An 18,353-nucleotide genomic window follows, 5' to 3' on the forward strand; every position below is an offset into this window, starting at 1 on the left:
TCAGAGCCGGAACTGGATGGCAGCGGCGAAGCTGCGGAACTGGTTGACGATGTCTGGCGGGATCAGCGCGTTGATGCGGTTCACGTCGTTCGCGTCGCGCTCGACGATCAGGTCGGTGACGAACTGATCGAGCCCTTCGACAAGCCCGGCGTCTTCCCATTCGCGGGCAAGTGCGATGATCTCTGCCCGAATGATCTTGGGCGTGACGATCGCCTGACCGGCGCCGAAGCGGGTGTCGTCATCGGCCAGCTTGTGGCGCGGGAACTTGGTGGCGATCCGGCTGCGCAGCGAGGCGCGCAAGTACGCCAGCGTCGTCACCGTTTCGAGATCGAGGTATGCCACGCTCGGCAGGCCGAAGGCGTCGGTCTGGTACGTCGTGATCGAGCGCTCGATCCGGCACACGCCGGAAGTATCGGCCACGAAAGTGGCGATGCCGTCGCGGAGGAGAAGATCGCGCTGCGCCCTGGTGAACTGGTCGGCTTCCTTTGGCGCGACCATGCCGGTGAGCGTGAGTGTCTGTGTCGGCCGGGCCGGATCGACGGCCGTGTAGTAGCCGCAGATTGCCGCATAGATTGCCGCGACCTCGGCCGACCAGGTCGGGCTCTTTCCCGAACCGAGGATCGTGAGCAGTTCGCTGTTGAGCGCGGCGCCGAACGCGGCAAGCGTGCCTTGCGTACCCGACTTGGCGGCATAGGCGAAGCTTTCCAGCATGCGCTCCGGCCCCCAGCGGTCATCCAGTTCGAGCTTGATCTTCGCCGCGATCGACGCGGTGATGACGCCGAAGATCATCGTGCGATAGGGCTGGTCACCGACCACCGGCCAGAGATTGTCGATCTCGGGATCGCCGGCACCGCCGGCCATTGCCACGACAGCGATGCCGACACCGGCCGCGAGGGCTTCACCCGCATAGTGGCTGTGCCGCACGTCGATCTCGTTGCCTGCACTGCCCTTGTTGCGCGCCGTCAGGGTGACGACGTGCTGATTGGGCGACGCGCCGACGGCGGCCGTCACCGGCAGGTCGAGCTTTGCGTTCACGGCGGCCGCAATGGCCGTCGCGATCGAGGTGGCAATGTCGCCGCTGGCGATCGTCAACGGCACGCGCACGCCAGCGATCATCAGCGCCAGTTCGCGGCTTTCGGTCGCCGGGCCGGTGACCGTGATCGTAGCGGTCGCAGCCGTCGATCCGGCCGCATCGTCCAGGCCGATCGCGATCACCTCGCTGTACTTGTCAGCCGTCTTGTAGGCGGCGACCATGCGCGCCAGCATAGAGCCACGGCCGAACAGGGCGATAGCCTGGCTGGCGTCGGAAACGGCCTGCCGGGTCAGTGCGGCACTTGTGCCGGCGGCGAGCTTCTGGCCGACGATGAGGACGCGGTTCACGATCGGCGGCGAGCCGGAAACGGCGCGGCTCGAATCGAATTCGACGTACTGTCCCGGCGTGCGGATATCGGCCGGAATGCTGGTGAAGCTGATAGTCATTCGGAAGTGCTCCGGGGCTTGGACTTGACGACGGGGACCGGCTCGATGTCACCGGCGTTAAGAAGGCTGCGCCAGTACGGCGTCAGAATCAGCGGCATGCCGGTATCGGGAAGCGGTTCGCCGTTCGGGCGGCGCGCACGCCTTCCTTCCACTGGCCGGTACGATGTGAACTTGGTCATTGTGGCACCTGGATAAGGTCTTCGGCGTCTGGGTTTTCGGCGGGGAGCGGCGGCACGACATTGCCGAGCGGCGGCACGTCCCAGTCGGCGTGCAGCGTGCGGAACTGGCCAAGCTCGGCGTCGAAGGTTCCGAAGGACGCGGTGCATTCCAGCTCGATCGCGATGAGCGAAAGCTTCTGCGTCTTCATCTGGGCGGAACGCGCGATCGGCCGGGCGCTACGAACAGAGACCGGTCGCACCAGCGTGAGCGGACTAAGCCAGTTCTCCGACAGGACGCGCACGGCATCCTCGACAAGCTGAAAGCTGCCCGGCACCGCGCCATCGCCGTGGCGGCTGTTCTGCTCGTTCCGCAGGTTGCTGGCGGCGACGACCAGTACGAAGCGGCAAACGGCTGTAAGGCCGTCGTCGTCGCCCTGGTCTTCGCCTTCGCTGAAGCCGAGCCATGAAACCCACGCTGCCGGCGTGCGCAGGTTGCGCACCGAAGCGAGGTATTCCTCGAACTCGTCGGGGAAGGTTTCGAGTACCTGATACGTGTAACCGAAGGTGCCGGGACCAGTACCGCCCATGGCATTGAGCTGGGCGAGCAATGCAAGCTCGATGGCGGCGATCATGCTTCGCCTCCCATCGCGTCGAGCGCGTAGGCCTCGGCTTCTTCGAGCAACTCCTCACCATTGTCGGTGGACAGGCCGAGGAACGGACGCGCCGGGATTTCAACTTCCATCACCCGGCGCCAGCCAAGGCCGCCGGGAAGCTGGAAACGGAGACCGGCCGAAGTCTTGGCGCGGATTTTCGCGCCGCCCTGGTGAACGCCGGCATAAACGAGGTTGGTGCCGATCTCGACGCTCAAGCGACTGGGAATCGAATGGATCGAGCCGCGCAGCGTCGTGCGATCGGTCAGCGTCTTGCCGCCGTCCTGGCGCGCACGAAGCGACGGCTTCCAGCGCGAACCATCCGGCGCCGTTTCGGCTTCGAAGCGCTCGCTGGTCTGGGTCTCGAGAATGCCGCCGAAGGTTTCCATCAGCGGCGTAAGGTCGCCGAAGGCCCGCGCCAGCGAAGCAAGCTTCGCCTCGATCGCGTGCCCGCCCATCGTCTGGATCGAGAATGCGGCGGCCATCTCAGTAGCCCTTCAGCTTCTCGCGCGAGAAGCGCTGCGGGTCACTGGAGACAAGAATTTGACCGGGGCGCGGCGCGGCCTCCTCGACGCCCTGGTCGAGCTTGATGACGCCGGACGAAATGTCCTTCAGGCGCGCAAGCGCATCCTTACGCCGATCAGCAACCCACTGCGGCGGGTCGGAGCGCCAGAGGAGCGAGAACGCATAGTCGCAGGCGATATCGGTAAGAAGCGGGTGACCGGCGAGGCTCGCCGTGTCCCTGTGCCGCGCCGCGACATAGCTGGTGATGAGAGCGTCAGCGCTGGAGAGCTTCTCCTCGATGACGCTGGCGACGATCGCGCCGGTGTTGTCGGGGTCCGACAACTGGATGAGATCGCGCTTCTCGAAACGCGCCTGCATGGCTGCGAGGTCGGCGAAGAGAGGCACGTTCGATCATCCTTTCATGAAATTGGAAGAAGACGGGCGACGGGACGGAATGGCTGGTGGGCCCCCGCCGCCCGCGAGGTCACATGAGGCGAAGGTTCAGGCCTTCGCTTCGGTCGCAGACTTGGGCTTCGCCTTCCCGGCCGGCTTGGCGGCGGGTGCGGCGCTAGACCCGTTTTCGGTATTCAGTTCGGCGGCCGGAGGCTGAGGAGTGTCCTCCGGCTGGTTTCCTACGTCCGCATCGACCTTCCGATCGGCCGTCGATGCGTCCGCCTCCTCGCGGGTCTGCCCCGAAGCGTCCGCCGAAGACGTTTCGGTGCCAGGGGAGCTTTTCAGAGCGCCCGAAGCGTTGGGCTCTCCGCTCGAAGCGGGAGCGTCCCCGGACGACGCGGCCGCGCCTCCGGTTTCCCCTTCCGCCCCACTGGCAGGCTGCAATTCTGTTGAGGCGCCGAGGGCTTGGTCGGTGACTTGTTCGAGCCCCTCTTTCACGGTGTCGGCAGAAAGCGTGGAATTCGCCTTCATGATCGCAACGACTTCGCGAACCATCTCGACCTCTTCAACATCGATCGTTGTCTCGCCGCCTTCCTCGTCCACGATCACGCAAACAAGGACCTGGTCCTCGACGATGGCGAGCAGCTTTTCGGCGATTGCCAGATCGTCGTCGCCGAGGTCCTTGCGGGTCAGCTCGACGGCTTCGCGCCCGAAGGCAAAGCCTGCGCGGCGGCGCGACGGACGGGCCGTCTTGACGCGCAGGACGCCTTGAAAGAACGCCTCAGCCATCGAGCCAGTCCGCGACCATCAGCTTCGCGGTGCCGGACCATACGTTGCTGGCGCCGGCCGCATCGTTGGTGGCGTTGATGAGCTGGAGGCCCTTCTTTTCGAGGCTAGGCGGCACGACCAGCGTCTTCGGACGGATACCCAGCTTGCGGCCGTAGTCGCCCTTCATGTTGCGCATGGCTGCGCGCGCGGCACCGTAGTTGTCCCCGTCGAGCGTGGCCTTGGAGCCGTATGCGAATTGCCAGAAACCGAAGCCGACGTTGTCGCGGCAGTCGATGCCGTAGTTGAACTCCTTCCGGTTGAACACGTTGTCGTCGGTCAGGGCATCCTTGGCGACGAAGTTCGCGGACTTGCGGCGCTGGAAGATCACCGGCTTGAGAGCGCGGGTATCGTCGATCAGATACCATGCCGGACCGGCGCCTGCCTGCATGTTCGACACGGAAGTCTGTGAGCCGTCGGCCGCCTTGACCGGGTGGTCCGTGTCGAAGAAGTTCTGCCCGTCGTAGCACTCCGTATCGAAGGCTTCCTGCCACAGCTCCCAGACAAGTTCGTCGGGGTGGGACGCGGCCGACATACCCATCTCGGTAAAGAGAGGACTGTAGAGCCCGAGGTTGTCGTCCTCGATGTCGTTGCGATCGACGCCGATCGTCAGCTCGAAGTCGCGGTTCTTGATCGCGTAGCCATGGGCTTCCATGCCATGCACTACGCGGTCGCCGAACCATTCCCGCATCTTGGGGAACTTGCCCAGCCAGCCGTACTCGTTGCTGCCGGTACTGCTGGGCACGAGCGTGGCAAGCGACTGCCACTGGCTTTCGACTTGGCCGAGGCCGCCCTGGAACAGAGCGTTGAAGGAGACGCCAAGCGTCTGAAGAAGCGCGACGGTTACTTTCTGTGCCATGTGATGCTGTCCTTAGTTCGCGGCTTCAGCCGACTTTGACCCAGACGCCGGCAGCATCGACATCGACGACGGTGCCAGCAGCGGAGCGCGTGTTGGTGCCGTTCGTCTTGGCGACAGTCTGGTCGTCCACGATGTAGCAGGGGTCACCGATCTCGGCCCTGGTGATGGCGTCGGTGGAGGTGGAGTTGGCGAAGGGGAAAGTTCCCTTCTCGATTTCGACCCGCTGGTCGCCATCAGCCCCGCCGGTATTATCGACGGTCGATTTGTAGATGCCGTCCGCGACGAGCGTGGTGGCCACTGCGCCCGGCGTCGAGAAGCCAGCCGCGTTGAGGCAAGCCAGACCACCAGCGAAGGCCACCTTGCCGGCGGCGACATCACGGGCGAAAATCCTGCCGTCGCGGCGCGGGGTATTGCGGGCTTCGGTAAGCGCCACCATCAGAGATTTCCTTCTTCGTCGCGAGACTTGAGATAGGCGTCTTCGGAGAGGCCCAGCTTCGAGCAGATCGCCGCCTCGTCCTCGGTGAGCTTGCCCTTCTCGGGCTTCGGATCGCCCTTGACGGTGGCGCCGGGATTGAAGGTCGGGGCGACGCCCAGGTACGAATTGAGGGCCGCTTCGTCCTTCTTGCCGAGGGAGATCGCCCAGTCCCGCATAGACGGCGCAAGCTTGCCGCCTTCGACGGCTTGGTCGACCATGTTGAGCACGCGGTCTTCGTCGAGCCGATCGACGCGGCCCTTCAGCTCATCGTAACCGGCCTTCGGCACCCATTTGGTCGGGTCCGGCGTGTCGCCAGCCTTCAGGCCGCCGATGGCGTTGAGCACTGCGGCGGTATCGGCATCATCGCCGAGGCCGAGCGTCTCGCGGGTCGAGTTAAGCGCGGCATCGCCGTCGTCGGCCCGCTTTTTGAGCCCGCCGATCGCGGCGAGCACGTCGGCCTCGCCGGCAGTCGCCGGCATGGCCAGCGCCGCAGCGAGCGACGCCAGTGCAATCATTGTCATCGGTACACCTTCTGTTGATGCGCCGGGCTGTTGCGAGGCCAGCGCGGGAAGATCGAGGTTTGGGGAGTTGGTCAGCGCCGCATTGGTCAGGCGCGTGAGACGGCCGGTGGACCGGCTGTAGCGAAAGTGCGGCGACTGATAGCGATACTCGCGGGCGTTAAGCGCCGCTTCCGCTGCCGGCGTCCAATCGACATCGGCATAGATGCCGTCGTCCCCGGCCAAGAGAGCATCGGGCTTGATCCAGCCTGCCGCCTTGGCCTGCCCGCCAGTACCCGGCACGGCCGAGTATTCCGACTGGTGGTCGTAATTGATCAGGAACTCGCCCTGGCCAAGATGTTGGCGGGTTGCGTCGAGGACTTGCTCGGCGTGATCCTTGCCTTCGAGAAGCCAGGGCCCGCGACCATCGCGGCCATAGAGCTTGCCGTAAGGCACCAGCAGCACGCGGCGCGATACTTCGCCTTCAGGCGCGACCTCAATCGCGCTCATCATGGCGGCTTCAGTGTCGGTAGGGGCTGCGGGCTTCGTCATGCCCGATGGGTAGCCCGTGGGCTGAAGCGGGTATTATCCCCGCATGCGGGGCAAACCCGCACTTTTTTCGAAATTTCCGGCTCCTCGGCCGGTTCCAGATGCTTAGTCGGGAGGCCCGTCAATTGCCAAGTCGAAATGGCTCACACTGGCAAACCGTGGTCACGGGCGGTTTGCATGGCGTAGGCTTTTCCGAGTTCCATCAAGAGCGTCACCGACCACGTTCCGGCCTTTTTCGCGCCGTCCTTCGTCTTCGACCAGATAACGGGATCGCGGATCGTTTCGAGGAATTCGTGGCCTTTCCAGGTGATCTGGAAACCAAGCTCAATGGGGGTTCCGTAATTCTCTTCCATATGTTCGGAAAGGTAGCCTTCGCTGACCAGCATATCGATCTGGTAGCGTGTGAGCTTGAGAGACTTTCCCTTAATTCGTGGGATCGCGGCAAAGACATCGTCATCGGCTTCGATTTCCAGCAGGATTTGCCGGATCAATTCCATATCACGCTTCATAGTCGTCCCGTCGTTGACTCGTTCTTCGCCAAGGTGACGTGCGAGGGCGCGAAGGGAAAGAGGTTACGTTGCGTTGGCATACCAGATGACGTGCCCAGCAGTGAGCCCGCGCGCACTGCCGAAATGCCAGCGCCAGAACGATCCGCCCATGTCCACGACGCCTGCATCGGAGCGATAGCGGCGCACCAGCATCGCGCGGCCATCATCACCCTTGATCCAGACCCAGCCGATGCTCTTGGGATCGAGCAGCACCTTCGCCGCGTCCGTCAGCTCACGCGCGGCAGTGTCGCTGATCGACACGATCTGACCATCCGCACCGCGAAGCAGGCCGGCCGCGATTGGTACTGGCCAGCCGGCGGCGTCATTCCAGACCTTGCCCGCCGTGGCCGCCTCGCGCGTGTCCAGTCCGAAGGCAGTAAAGAACCCTCTCAGGCGTCCGAAAGAGGCATCTGAGAGCATCGCCTGAAGCGCGCCATCATCGTACGAACCCTTGCCCAGGCGCGGTGCCGGCGTCAGCCCGTCCAACGGTGCCTTGCCAACGTTGTAAGCCCAGCCGGGATCGATGCCGCGCTCCAGCTTCGTGACCTCGCCGGTACGCTTGTTGACGTAGTCGCGTTCCGGGAAGCGGCGTGGTTCGGTTACCGTCCAGCCGCGCCGGGCCATCATGCGCTCGTTGACTTGTTGGGTATCGCAGCGGCAACCCCATCCGCACGGGGTGTAATGGGTATCCCACCAGGGATTGTCGATCAGCAGGAGCGTCCCGTGCCAGCTGTGATGTTCGGGCCGCTCGCGTCCGTCCATCATGCAGATATAGCGAAGGTACGGCAGCGTGCGCTTGGCGCGCTGGATGCGCTGCCACTTGCCGGCCGCATAGCTCGTGCGAAGGTTCGTCTCGTAGATCGTCCGCAGGCGGGCCGGACTGCCGAGCTGGACGACCTTGGTTTCGCCTGAAGCCGGATCGTCCATCAGTGCCTTGCCCCACCAGCCCCGCGCCTGAAGCTTGGGTGTGAGTGCTTTCGAGAACTGTTGGAGCGTCGTGCCATCGGAGATCGCGCGATCGACTTCGGCGCGAATGTCTTCCAGCAAGTCGCGGCTCATGGCCTTGGCGACGGTGAAGGCGCGGGCGTGCTCTTCCTGCCAGATATCCTGCCAGTCGAAGCCGATCTCCCAGCCTTTGCTTTTGAAGTACGCTATCGCCTGGACCGGATCGAGGCGCGGCAATGGGTCCTCTGCCATCAGACTACCTCAGCTCCGGCAACGATGATCGGCTTCGCATCGTCGGCCGGCGTGTTGACCAGGGCAGCGCCGTTCGCCTTCTCGGTCAGCAGGCCGGTAAGGTTCCAGATTTCCCCCCGAAAACGCACATAGCCGCCAAGGTTCTCGCGGAAGCCGGAGAGGACGCCCAATTCCAGGTGGTGGCCGCTTTGGCCGATCAACTGGTCGATCAAAGCCTTGGCGCTGCGCGTGTACAATGCCCGGCGCTCGATCACGCCCGTGGTGCTGCCGGCAGGGATGAAAGAATGGAACACGGTCGCTTCCCGTTCGTCGGCCGAGGTGCCTTCGACCAGGGCTTCGGGGAGAATGAGCGGGTCGATCGACGTTCGGTCCTGCCGGCCGAGGTCTGACCCAGGCGTGACGAGGAAGCCGAGCGGGACGCCCTCGGCGCTATGGTCGAAGCGCGGCACGTTAACCGCCGCCGCCTGCTGTGCGCCGCTGGCATCGAGATAAGCGCCAGCCTCCGACCGGCTGAAATCGAACGCCACTTCGAACTGCGATTGCTTCAGGTCTCCCGCTGCCACAGCTTACCCCTGACCGGGCGCGGCAAGGCCGGCGACGCGTGCCGCGAACAAACCGCGTGCCAATTCTTCGGTGAAGGCGCTCACGTCCATATCGGCCATGACTTCGACCAGGCGCGATTGCAGCTCGCCGATAGTGTCGCATTCGCCGATCAGGCTCTCGATCGAGCCCACCGCTGGCCTGATCAGTTCCTCCCAATCACCTAGCGCCTCGTCCGTGGTTCGGCTGAGGGCATCCGCCTCGCGCTCGGGCTCCTGCGATTGGAGAGCGGGAATGTCGCTCTGACTTGCTCCATTTCCCGCTTTAAGAAGCCCTAAGAAGGCCTTTGCGGCCTTCGGAGCGTCAACGGGTGCGCCTTGCCCTCCTGAGGCTCCCACGGGCAGATTTTCGGGCATCGACTGGCTGGCCGGCTTCAGCGCAGTTTCGTCGCTCCTGGCGGCTGGCAATCCGGCACGCTCGCGCAGTTCCTCGCCGTCTATTTTCACGCCCATGCTGACAAGCTTCTCAGCGGTCTCCACTGTGACCTTGATGTCTTCCGCATCGGGCCGCTCGATCTTGATCCGGGGGTACTTTTCGCGTGGCCCCCGGTTGAGCATGATCAGCGCCGGCACAAAGTCCCGGTTCAGGGTCGAGGCCAGCACCTTGCCGTCATGGCGTTCGATCGTATCGGCAACGCGGCCGTGGCTGTCGGCTTGGCCGGAGCCAAGCCCCCCCGCCGTCGCGTCCGTCGTGCTAGTCTGACCCAACACCGCCTTCGAGAGCTGAAGGTCGATGTATTCGGCGTGGCTCTTCCAAAGGTCGTTCGGTGCCGTGCCCGCTTTCCGGTCGACAAATTCGACATTCATCGTCTCCGGGAAGGCGGCAGCAGCGTCGGTGCCCAGTTCCCAGAGGGCCCGATAGAGGATGGCCTTGTTCTCTTCGCTTTCATTCGGACCATACTTGCCGATGCGGATCGGGTGGCCGTAGCGCTCAAGGAACGTGACCCAATCCTTGATCGCGAAGTTCTTGAACATGTAGCCCCACGCAGCAATGCGGGCGAGGCCACTGCGGATCGGCAGGCCGGACTTGGACGGGTGGAAGTGAACGATGAACTTTCCGGCCGGCAGCGGCGTGGCCGGGCCAACACCTTCGGGCCCGCCGCGCAGGAGCAGTTCGTCGCCGGTTTCGCGGTCGAACTCGAACCAGCGCGGATCACGCCACTTGAGAGCTTTGGGCAACCAAGTCTTGGAAGTGAGGTTCCAGAGGATTTCGGTTGCGGACACACCCTTGCCGATAGCGTCGAGGATATCGAACAACTCGGCCTGAAGCACGTCACGGTCGAGCCAGTCTTTTAGGAACTGGGCATCACCCTTGGCCTGTTCGCTGCTATCGGCGGCTTCGACTTCCATCGGCAATTGCGCGGCAGCCAGCTTGCGGGTGCGCAGCAGCGCCAGATAGTGGAGGTCTTTCTCCTCCATCTCTTCCGCCAGCTCGTAATATGCGACCGCGTCGCCATCTTCGGCAGCGCGCAGCAGCCCCGCAAGTCGCTGCGGCGTAAGCCCCTGTGCCGGGTGGCCTGACTGGATCGTGCGCACCGAGGCCCGCGTCGGTCGTGCGATCTCGACGCCAAGGTTCTCGCGGGTAAGGGGCCGGCCGTCCGGCAGTACAAGTGCGGGTGGCTTGCTCGCCATCACCATGCTCCTCTGTGGCGGCCGAACCGGCTTTCCGACCGGCCGCGAATGTCATTCGGATTGAAATAGCCGAGCTGGCCTCGCTTCAGGCCGCGTGGCATCTCGCCCGCGCCGATGCCGCGATACTCGTAGAGAGAGCCAGCCATGTCCCAGGCCTGCGACATCAGGGCGTAGGCCCAGAACTCGTCCGCGTGGATGTCTCCATCGTTGACGATGCGGATGCCGCCGGACTGTTCGCTGCCCAGCTTCTTGATCGCCATGATATCGGCGCGGGTGCGAGGGTCCGAACGGATGCGGATTTTCCGCTCCTGGAACACCTTCTGAAGGCCGAGCGCGAGGTTCACACGCTCGGGGCCGGTGAGCATCACGCCGACGACGCGGGAGGAGCCGTGCTTGCGCACCTGGTCCTCGACCACCTTCTCACCCATACCGGTTTGGTCGATGCGCCATTGGACCATGCGATAGTCGCGAAAGCTCTGGTCGAAGTAGGCGTCCTGGTGCGCGAAGGTCTGGCCATACTCGCGATAGCCGGCACGTTCCCACAGTACGTCGCCGACCAGCTCGCCGATCAACTGGATTTGCCCGTCGCGGCGGCGGGCCACGTCGCGGCCGCCGTAGCAAAGGCCGCCCAGGTACAACTCAGGCACGCCCGCATCGTCGGATTCGCAGGCGATGATATCTTCCAGGCTGATAAGCGCGCCTGCGCCCAGCTTGGGAACGCAGTCCAATTCCTCTCCGGCGTCGTCGCCGTAGGAGGCGCGGATATCCGCTTCCCACTGTTCCTTCGGCGCGAGTTCCGTCCCCTTGGTTTTCGAGACCAGGGAAACGCGCTCGTAGAGGCCTGCCTCCATCGCATCGCGGAAGGTGATCTTGATGGGGACGCCCTTGCGCTTCCCGGCCTTGATCTCCTCCAGCAGCACATTGAACGGGTTCGAAACGCCGTCATGCGTCGAGACGACCACGACCTGACCGCCCCAGATCAGCAGCGCCATGGCCGACTTGATGACTTCGTTCACGTCCTTGTGGAACGCGGCTTCGTCGATGATGACGATGCCCTGTTTACCGCGAAGGGCACGGGGCACGCTGGGCAGAGCTGTGATGCGGAAGCCCGACGCGAACCGGATCGAGAACGCCTTGACGCCCTGTTCCTTGCCGTTCTCGTCTACGTAGAGGACTTCCTCCTCCTGGCACTCTCCGGCGACCATGCCAAAGGCTCGGGCCCACATGGCACAGACCTCGATAAATTCGAGGGTCATGTCCTTGTCATAGCCCATGTACCAGACGTTCTGGCCACCGGCTGAAGCCGCGCTTGCCGCCTTCAACGTAGCGAACGAGGCTAGGCCCCAAGTCAGGCCGATACGGCGCGACTTTTCGACCACGACCAGTCCGGTTCCGGCACGCAGCACGTCGATGGTCTTGGCTTGGTAGCCGAGTAGCAGGTCGCCTTTCGGCAGCCGCATGATCGCGGCCTCGGACGCAGCGCGGTCGCCCTGGATTTCACGCTCACGGATCGCCGCGTCGCGCTTGGCCTGGTCTTCGGGGGAAAGCTTCATGCCTTGGCCTTCGTGTCCAGCTTGAGCGTTGCGCTTCGGCTGGTGAGCTGCTGCCGCGCGTCGAAGTTCAGGCGGACTTTCCACCCGTCCGCATAAGTCGCCTCGGCACGCCGGATCACGTCGCGCCCGTCGAACCAGGCGAAGACCTCCTTCGGCTCAAGGTCATTTATGGGCATGACCTGCTTGAACAGCTCAGCGGCCTGCTTGGGATCGCACCGGCCCTTGCGGAGCTTCGCGCGGCGACGGTTGGCGGGTTTGCGAGTGGCCATCAGTCCCCCCTCTGCGGCGGCGGTGGACTGTTGCCTCCGGCGACCGCCAAATGCGGCGATCCCCAACCCGAATGGCCAATCGGCGCGACCCACAGGATCATGCCGAAATTCAACCAAGCCAGTTCACAGGCTTGCCACCGATACCAAAGGCCTAAGCCAAGTTCGTAGGTCTCTTCGCGAGACAGAATGCGACGGCGCAAAGTTGGAAGCCAAATCATCAGCCCTCGCTCCCCAGTACCGCGTGATAGATCGCATCGACCATGTCGGTGCTGAGCCCGCGTTGCCGCGCCGCCTTGCTCGCGTTCTCCGCCGCCTCGACGGTCGCCTTGCGGGCGGCACGCGCTTCGGCCTTCTCGATCACGTCCATGTCGGTCTTGCGGGTGAGCGCCATCGATCGCAGCGCGTCGGCAAAGTCCTTGGCTTCCTTGGGCGTGAGCTGGACGCCTTCGCCATCGTCGCGGCTGCCCAGCATCAGCTTGAACATGTTCGTTTGCAGGAGCTGCATGTTCACGTCGAGCAACTGGCTTTGCGTGCCGTCGCCAACCTGTTTGGCGAGCGCTTCGGCAAATACCTGCGTTTGCTTCATGTCCGCGCTCACGTCTTCGAGCGAGCGGATATGCCGCCCCAGCGCCGATCGGCTGGGAACGTCCTGCTGGCCCATCTCGACGAGGCGATTGCGGATCTCGTCAATCGTCCACCCCTTGTTGATCCGAAGGTCCCCGATCAGCTCGCGGATTTCGGGATCGAGGCGGTCGATCGACGAGGGCCGGCTCTTCTTCCGGCGCTCCTTGGCAACGCGGGGCGAGACCATAGCTTAGCGCGCCGAAGGACGCTGGACGCCGGGGATGATCGAGCGGCCCTTCGCCACTTCGCTACCGCGCTCGGTAATCGTGGCGACAGTCAGACCGATCGTTGCCGACTGGGCGGTAACCAGGCGCTGCTCCTGAAGCCATGTGATGTGCCCGCGCATCTGGTCGCGGGTGCAAGGCAGACCGAGCGCGTTGACCGCGTCCGTAAGCAGGCTGTCGTTAGCGCTGTAGCTGGGCTGTTCGTCCAGCAGCCGTAGAACCGACAGGCGGATATGCCCGTCGTGGATGGGTGCGAAATCGCCCGAGAGGCTCATGCGTTCATGCCCTTCTGCACGATGAAGTCGTAAAGTCGATCGAGCTGCTTGCCGCGCTGTTCACCGGCTTCGCTGATCTTCGCGATCTCGCTGCGCAGCTCCGCATTCTGGCGCCCTTGCTCGACGACCAGGCGCTCCAGGCGCTCGATGTCGCTGGCCTTGGCCGAGCGTCGCTCGATGTCCTGGATTTGGTGCTCGATCGCGTCGGTCTTCTTCGCCTGGGCATCGACCGACGACACCACGCCGGAAACGTCGCGCTTCACGGTGCGCACATCGCTCTCCAGTCGCGCCAGCTTCTTGCTCAGCGAGCCCGTGCCCTCGGGGTTGGCCTGCCCGCCCTTCCAAATGGCAGCAGCGATGCCGACCACGATGAAGGCGATCATGGCCAGTTCTTGCCAACTCTCACTCATGAACTCGGGTCCTCGGTCTTGTCGCCCGGCTCACGCGGGGTGGTTTCGGAGATTTTGAAAACGCGCTTCACGAAGCCGGTGACCTCGGCGCCGGCCAGCTCGATGAGCGAGTAGCCGGAGAAGCCGAGGCCGATCGCGATGACGAAGGCGAACAGCGCATTGGGCTGGGATTCGATCACCCACAGCTCCACGACGAGGAGCATGATCACGGTGACCAGGACGAATGCGCCCAGTCCGTTGCCGGCCTCGCGTTTGCGGGCTAGCGGCCGCGCCAGGGCAATGCCCAGCGCGCCCAGAATGCAGGTGACGGGCGGCAGCGTAACGCCGCCGGCCGTGAACACGAACGCGTCTGCAAGACGAGGCGTCGGGTTGACCGTCGCCGTTACGGCGAGAGTGGGGAGCCACGCAGCCGCAAACTTTGAAAAGGGTATGGGAGTGGCGATCATACCGTATCGATCCCGGCCGCGTTCATATGCGCAGCCATGCGGGTAATCAGATCGTCGATGTCATTGGCATTCTTCGCGACATCGTAGATTACGGCACCGTGAAACTCGCCGCTGACATTGCTCGAGGTGTAGCGAGCCAGGCCGAAGGCATGATAGCCGCCAAATGCCTCCATGTAGGCTGCAGTCACCGCGTCCGCACTGGTCGTCCCGAGGATCGCACTCGAGGCCTTCGCCCGGAAAATGAAAAGGTCGGTCGAAGGCTTGTAGGACCACGCCGCGATGAACCAGTCATTCCGGCTCGCAGCGGCGATTGAGACGCCTTTGCGTGGTGACCCACCAAAGTTCGCGCCCGAAGCATTTGCGAACATCGCGGGCTGGATGTTCTCTGCGGCAGCACCGTGGTCAACATTAACGGTTACCCCGGTTTCAGGGTTGCTGGCAGTCATGCCGCCAGACTGGAAGGCCGCCGTGGATTGATGCACGCAAGGATAGTTGTTTGCCACCGGCGCGTGCGAAAAGCGGTTGGCAGTGACGAACGTGAACTCCTCACCCCAGTTGATGTTCGTATCGAACATGAAGCCCGCACCGGCGGTGGTCGTTTGCAAGCCTCGGTCGGTTACGACCGGAACTTGGGCCCCCAAGTGGAGCGAAACGGTCCGGCCGTTGTCCGACAAGTCAGCAAGGCTGGAGACGGCGGCACCGACAGTGAGGCCCAGTTCCGTAGGGAGCCAAAGTCCAGCAAGATCATCAGCCGGGAAGCCTTTGACCGTCGTAGTGAGCTTTCCCAGCGGGGTGCCGCCGGGGATGGCAAAATCAAGTCCCTTGAGTTGCATATTACCAGCCCTTCGCTGCGAGGATTTCGAGGATGCGCGCGGCCACCTGCTGCCGTGCAGCGACGGTGAAGTGGAAGCCGGTGGTGTCCTGCGTGACGATCTGGCGCGGCGGGATGCCGTTGGCGATGTCGGTGAGGTCGTCGGCGGTCGGCGTCAGCCCGGCGTCGGTCATGCATTGGCTTGTGCCTGCCGCGCGATTGACGAAGTACGTGTGGATGTCGAAGAACCGGCCCGAATGCGTGGCGTCCATGGCGTTGCCGTAGGTCGCCAGCATGTCGTCGTTGTAAGCGCGGATCTGGGTGTGCGGTGTAGTGCCGTAGATTTCGGCGGTCGTCGGGTAGCCCGAGGGGACGATGCCGAAAATGAGGTAGTGCTTCGACAGCGGGGACAGGTAGGCGATCATCGCCTGTACGCCCGGCTTCGTCACGGACATGAGGGCGGCTGCGCCGTCATTGCGCCCCGGCCACATGATCTGCGTTCCGACCCGGTTGTTGATCCCGTTGATCGTGTAGACCGGCGTGCCCGCCGCAACAGCGACCGCCCCGCCTGCGACCTTCCGCCCGATGGTGTACACGTCGGCATAGGTCGCCGGATTGGTGTAGCTGCCCGCGTCCTTGTAGATCGTGCAGTCGACGCCATTGACCCGCACGTCCATCTGCTTTGCAACCGCAAGGCCTGCCTGGCTCAGGAAGCGCGTGGACATGGCGGTGATCGTCGCCGTTCCGCTACCGGGTATACTGTTCCCGCTGACGGTGATCGTACAGGGGATGCCGTTCTGCCGCGCTGCGATCTGCGGCGTAGTCTGCCGTGACCAGCCCGCCATGAAAGAAGTGCGTCCCGAGGCTATCGCGGCGAACTGAGGATAATACCCCTCGACGTCGCTGCTGTTGCTGTCCCCCATGAGGACAACGAGCGTAGAGCGCGAAGTGACCGGGGTAATCTCGCCAGACCCATCAGCGGATGCAAAGACCACTTCATCGAAGCCGGATGCGGCATCAGAAGTAAACACCAGCATGCCGTCTTCGGATAGGCTTGGCATGAAGTTGTTGCCGGCGCCGGTCTGGAAGGTGATCGCCCCGGTCGAGCGGCGCTCTACCCTGAGTTGCAGCAGACCTGAACCGTCAGCATAGCTGAACACAACATAGTCAGTGCTTGCCGCACCGGATAGCGGACGCGCGGAGATCGGCCGACCATTCACTAGTGGAGTGAACGCGAAATCGAAGCGACCGGCATAAGCGCCGCTTTTGCGCCATCCTCCGAGCAGGTTGTCTGCCGCATCCGTGACAGGCCAAAGAAAGTCGCTTTCAACTGCCAGAAGGGCCGCCAACGCTGATTTAAGCGCACCGTTTGCCGCCAAGGATATATCGGTCATGCTGTGGCCGCTGTTCATCAGCATGCGGCCATCGACATCAACGGCCCAGACCACTTGGTCCGCAAGATCAGTCGCAACAAGGACGAGAGAATTGGGCCAGTTCAGCGCATAACACGGCTGCTCGGGGAAGCTGATGTTGAGAGCGTCGAGTTTGCCGTCAAGATCGCCAGCAGTCGCCGATGCAGTCTCCGCCCAAGCCTTGGCGTCGTTTTTCAATACCTCGACCGCATCGCGTATAGCTTTAGCAAGCTGCTCGAATTGCTCCCAGTTCCCTGCGCCGCTGGCGCCGACCTTCCGCCACCACCCGTTGGTCAGCGGGTCTGGATCGTTGTTGACCAGGGCAACCGTGTCTTCTTCGTGCGCCAGATCGGCCTGAAGCGTGATCTCATCGGCAAAAATCAGGTCGGTCGCGATCAGCTTCGCCAGGAGCTGCTGGTAGGGCGTCTTCTGGATCGCACCGCCAGGGCTCTGGATAAGGACGAACGCGTCTTCCGCCGGCGTCGCCGCGACGGCAATCTGATCAGGGCTGACTGTTTGAAGATCGTCGCTCACTTGCAGGCCTCCCGCGCGTCTGAAAGCCGATCGGCAAGGCCCGATGCCCAGGCGAGCTCATCGCCCAGCCAGCCCATGCCGGACGCATTGCCTTCGATCACCGCGCCTTCGGGCACGATGGGCTTGGCCGCGATCGGCGCGGTCACTTCGGATGGGCACACAGTCCGCACCTCGATCTGGCGCTCGATCACCGGCGCTGGAGCGCTGGCGATCGTCTCCTCAGTTCGCGAGCCGGCGCAGGCAGTCAGCATCGCAAGCGATGCGGCCGTCAGCGCTGCGCGGTGCATCGTCGATGATCTGGCGAGCATTGTTCTTCCTTGTCTGTTCGGCACGGCCGCGCTCCTCGGCGCGGGTCACGGCGGCGGCAGTGTCGGCTGTGACCTTGTCCAAGGCCGTCTTGAGAGAGGCGATTTCCGCCGCTTGGGCATCGCCCTGGGCAATCAGGCGCTTGGCGCCTGGGCCGCACGCCTGGCTCGCTGTGAAACGCTTTTCGTCACGCAGCTCGGGAAGCAATGCGCCCTCGCAAACGACGGTCGCGCGGTCGGCCGCAATACGTGTCGTGATGTTCGGGCCGCACTTGCCGAGATCGCCGGCCGGGGCAGATGCTGCCTTCTCACAGGCCTCTGATGCGTCCGCGACAGCCTTCTGACTGAAACGGTCGGCTGCCAGCCATACCAGCGCCGCCAAAGCGGCACCGACCACGCCGAAGGCCGCAAGGCGAGCGGTGCTGAACCAGCTCATCAGAGTTTGCCCAGGCGTTCGGCACGGGCCAGCCAGCCGCGCAGGAAGCGCTGTTGGCTGGGATAGCGTGCCACGATGTTGCGATAGCGTTCGCGAACCGCCGCGCGGTACGCCAGGATGATCGCCTGCATGCCTTGGGGCGGATACTGAAGAACCCAGATGATGGCTGCCCGGCTCTTCTCGCCCAAGCCGCCGTCGACCTTGAGCAGGTCCGGCGCGGTCTTGGAGCCCATCTTGGCTTTGGCCTCCATGAGGCAGGTATTCACTGCCCGCTGAAGAAGCTTCTTGGCGGCCGTTCTGCCGGCGTTCACGCCTTGGTCGAAAAGCATTTCACCGATCGGCCGGGCGAAGCTTTCGCAGTCGAGTGGCTTCCAGAAACAGCGATAGAAGAGATAGCGAGCGTCGCCCCTGGTCAGCAGCCGAATGTCAGCGCCGTCTATGTCGCCGTCCATGTCGAGATCGAAATCGAGCTTGCCGTCGCCGTCGTCGTCGAAAGTTCCTTCGGATGCCAAGAAGCGCAGCGAAATTCCGTTGTTGGTTTCGCCGCCCTTGTCGAGCTTATCGTTGACGTGACCGCCCTCGCTGCCGAGAACATCGTCACTGGCCGCAACGTAGCGCGGACCATATCCGATGGCGGTGATTTCGTTGGGAGTGGGTTCCTGTGCCATGACCGAGAGATACGGTCGAAA

At 63.6% G+C, this 18,353-nt stretch carries 24 protein-coding genes; all 24 read right to left on the minus strand.

Annotated features, from left to right (window positions below; translation table 11 throughout):
- Nucleotides 1-1,479, minus strand: a complete 1,479-nt coding sequence (locus OKA11_RS20775) for a phage tail sheath C-terminal domain-containing protein (RefSeq protein WP_267223842.1) — start codon at nucleotides 1,477-1,479, stop codon at nucleotides 1-3.
- Entirely contained in the window at nucleotides 1,476-1,658 is a 183-nt protein-coding gene (locus tag OKA11_RS20780) for a DUF2635 domain-containing protein (RefSeq protein ID WP_267223844.1), read from the minus strand. Before OKA11_RS20780 ends, OKA11_RS20775 begins: the two co-directional genes overlap by 4 nt.
- The gene (locus OKA11_RS20785; protein WP_267223846.1) at nucleotides 1,655-2,269 is read right to left on the minus strand and encodes a phage protein Gp37; all 615 of its coding nucleotides are present in this window, start codon (nucleotides 2,267-2,269) and stop codon (nucleotides 1,655-1,657) included. Before OKA11_RS20785 ends, OKA11_RS20780 begins: the two co-directional genes overlap by 4 nt.
- Nucleotides 2,266-2,772: a phage virion morphogenesis protein gene (locus OKA11_RS20790; protein WP_267223848.1), complete on the minus strand. Its 507-nt coding sequence runs from the start codon at nucleotides 2,770-2,772 to the stop codon at nucleotides 2,266-2,268. Before OKA11_RS20790 ends, OKA11_RS20785 begins: the two co-directional genes overlap by 4 nt.
- 1 nt (nucleotide 2,773) lies before the next feature.
- Entirely contained in the window at nucleotides 2,774-3,196 is a 423-nt protein-coding gene (locus OKA11_RS20795; protein WP_267223850.1) for a gp436 family protein, read from the minus strand.
- A 96-nt stretch (nucleotides 3,197-3,292) separates the two neighbouring features.
- Nucleotides 3,293-3,973 carry a hypothetical protein gene (locus OKA11_RS20800; RefSeq protein ID WP_267223852.1) on the minus strand — a complete coding sequence of 227 codons (681 nt, stop codon included), beginning with the start codon at nucleotides 3,971-3,973 and terminating at the stop codon, nucleotides 3,293-3,295.
- Nucleotides 3,966-4,868: a Mu-like prophage major head subunit gpT family protein gene (locus OKA11_RS20805; RefSeq protein ID WP_267223854.1), complete on the minus strand. Its 903-nt coding sequence runs from the start codon at nucleotides 4,866-4,868 to the stop codon at nucleotides 3,966-3,968. The genes OKA11_RS20800 and OKA11_RS20805 overlap by 8 nt, the downstream gene beginning before the upstream one ends.
- A gap of 25 nt (nucleotides 4,869-4,893) precedes the next feature.
- Complete coding sequence (locus OKA11_RS20810) at nucleotides 4,894-5,304, minus strand: hypothetical protein (RefSeq protein ID WP_267223856.1); 411 nt, start codon at nucleotides 5,302-5,304, stop codon at nucleotides 4,894-4,896.
- Nucleotides 5,304-6,392 carry a phage protease gene (locus OKA11_RS20815; protein ID WP_267223858.1) on the minus strand — a complete coding sequence of 363 codons (1,089 nt, stop codon included), beginning with the start codon at nucleotides 6,390-6,392 and terminating at the stop codon, nucleotides 5,304-5,306. The genes OKA11_RS20810 and OKA11_RS20815 overlap by 1 nt, the downstream gene beginning before the upstream one ends.
- A gap of 140 nt (nucleotides 6,393-6,532) precedes the next feature.
- Nucleotides 6,533-6,898: a DUF2513 domain-containing protein gene (locus tag OKA11_RS20820; RefSeq protein WP_267223860.1), complete on the minus strand. Its 366-nt coding sequence runs from the start codon at nucleotides 6,896-6,898 to the stop codon at nucleotides 6,533-6,535.
- Between the two features lie 63 nt (nucleotides 6,899-6,961).
- On the minus strand, nucleotides 6,962-8,134 hold the full coding sequence (locus tag OKA11_RS20825) for a phage head morphogenesis protein (RefSeq protein WP_267223863.1): 1,173 nt from the start codon (nucleotides 8,132-8,134) through the stop codon (nucleotides 6,962-6,964).
- Nucleotides 8,134-8,661, minus strand: a complete 528-nt coding sequence (locus tag OKA11_RS20830; RefSeq protein ID WP_267223865.1) for a hypothetical protein — start codon at nucleotides 8,659-8,661, stop codon at nucleotides 8,134-8,136. The genes OKA11_RS20825 and OKA11_RS20830 overlap by 1 nt, the downstream gene beginning before the upstream one ends.
- 39 nt (nucleotides 8,662-8,700) lie before the next feature.
- The gene (locus OKA11_RS20835) at nucleotides 8,701-10,371 is read right to left on the minus strand and encodes a DUF935 domain-containing protein (protein ID WP_267223867.1); all 1,671 of its coding nucleotides are present in this window, start codon (nucleotides 10,369-10,371) and stop codon (nucleotides 8,701-8,703) included.
- Complete coding sequence (locus tag OKA11_RS20840; RefSeq protein ID WP_267223869.1) at nucleotides 10,365-11,918, minus strand: phage terminase large subunit family protein; 1,554 nt, start codon at nucleotides 11,916-11,918, stop codon at nucleotides 10,365-10,367. The genes OKA11_RS20835 and OKA11_RS20840 overlap by 7 nt, the downstream gene beginning before the upstream one ends.
- Nucleotides 11,915-12,187, minus strand: a complete 273-nt coding sequence (locus OKA11_RS20845; protein WP_267223871.1) for a hypothetical protein — start codon at nucleotides 12,185-12,187, stop codon at nucleotides 11,915-11,917. The genes OKA11_RS20840 and OKA11_RS20845 overlap by 4 nt, the downstream gene beginning before the upstream one ends.
- Nucleotides 12,188-12,404: 217 nt before the next feature.
- Nucleotides 12,405-12,998 (minus strand): phage protein Gp27 family protein, encoded by a 594-nt coding sequence (locus OKA11_RS20850; RefSeq protein ID WP_267223873.1) that lies wholly within the window; start codon nucleotides 12,996-12,998, stop codon nucleotides 12,405-12,407.
- A 3-nt stretch (nucleotides 12,999-13,001) separates the two neighbouring features.
- Nucleotides 13,002-13,310: a VpaChn25_0724 family phage protein gene (locus tag OKA11_RS20855; protein ID WP_267223875.1), complete on the minus strand. Its 309-nt coding sequence runs from the start codon at nucleotides 13,308-13,310 to the stop codon at nucleotides 13,002-13,004.
- Nucleotides 13,307-13,693, minus strand: a complete 387-nt coding sequence (locus tag OKA11_RS20860) for a hypothetical protein (protein WP_267223878.1) — start codon at nucleotides 13,691-13,693, stop codon at nucleotides 13,307-13,309. The genes OKA11_RS20855 and OKA11_RS20860 overlap by 4 nt, the downstream gene beginning before the upstream one ends.
- Nucleotides 13,694-13,716: 23 nt before the next feature.
- Nucleotides 13,717-14,166: a hypothetical protein gene (locus OKA11_RS20865; RefSeq protein ID WP_267223880.1), complete on the minus strand. Its 450-nt coding sequence runs from the start codon at nucleotides 14,164-14,166 to the stop codon at nucleotides 13,717-13,719.
- Entirely contained in the window at nucleotides 14,163-14,999 is an 837-nt protein-coding gene (locus tag OKA11_RS20870; protein ID WP_267223881.1) for a hypothetical protein, read from the minus strand. The genes OKA11_RS20865 and OKA11_RS20870 overlap by 4 nt, the downstream gene beginning before the upstream one ends.
- A 1-nt stretch (nucleotide 15,000) precedes the next feature.
- Nucleotides 15,001-16,923 carry a hypothetical protein gene (locus OKA11_RS20875; protein WP_267223883.1) on the minus strand — a complete coding sequence of 641 codons (1,923 nt, stop codon included), beginning with the start codon at nucleotides 16,921-16,923 and terminating at the stop codon, nucleotides 15,001-15,003.
- The gene (locus OKA11_RS20880) at nucleotides 16,920-17,174 is read right to left on the minus strand and encodes a hypothetical protein (RefSeq protein ID WP_267223884.1); all 255 of its coding nucleotides are present in this window, start codon (nucleotides 17,172-17,174) and stop codon (nucleotides 16,920-16,922) included. Before OKA11_RS20880 ends, OKA11_RS20875 begins: the two co-directional genes overlap by 4 nt.
- Entirely contained in the window at nucleotides 17,143-17,664 is a 522-nt protein-coding gene (locus tag OKA11_RS20885; protein ID WP_267223886.1) for a hypothetical protein, read from the minus strand. The genes OKA11_RS20880 and OKA11_RS20885 overlap by 32 nt, the downstream gene beginning before the upstream one ends.
- Nucleotides 17,664-18,332 carry a glycoside hydrolase family 108 protein gene (locus OKA11_RS20890; protein ID WP_267223888.1) on the minus strand — a complete coding sequence of 223 codons (669 nt, stop codon included), beginning with the start codon at nucleotides 18,330-18,332 and terminating at the stop codon, nucleotides 17,664-17,666. The genes OKA11_RS20885 and OKA11_RS20890 overlap by 1 nt, the downstream gene beginning before the upstream one ends.
- Nucleotides 18,333-18,353: the final 21 nt, after the last annotated feature.

The organism is Novosphingobium clariflavum (assembly GCF_026420865.1).
Classification (GTDB): domain Bacteria; phylum Pseudomonadota; class Alphaproteobacteria; order Sphingomonadales; family Sphingomonadaceae; genus Novosphingobium; species Novosphingobium clariflavum.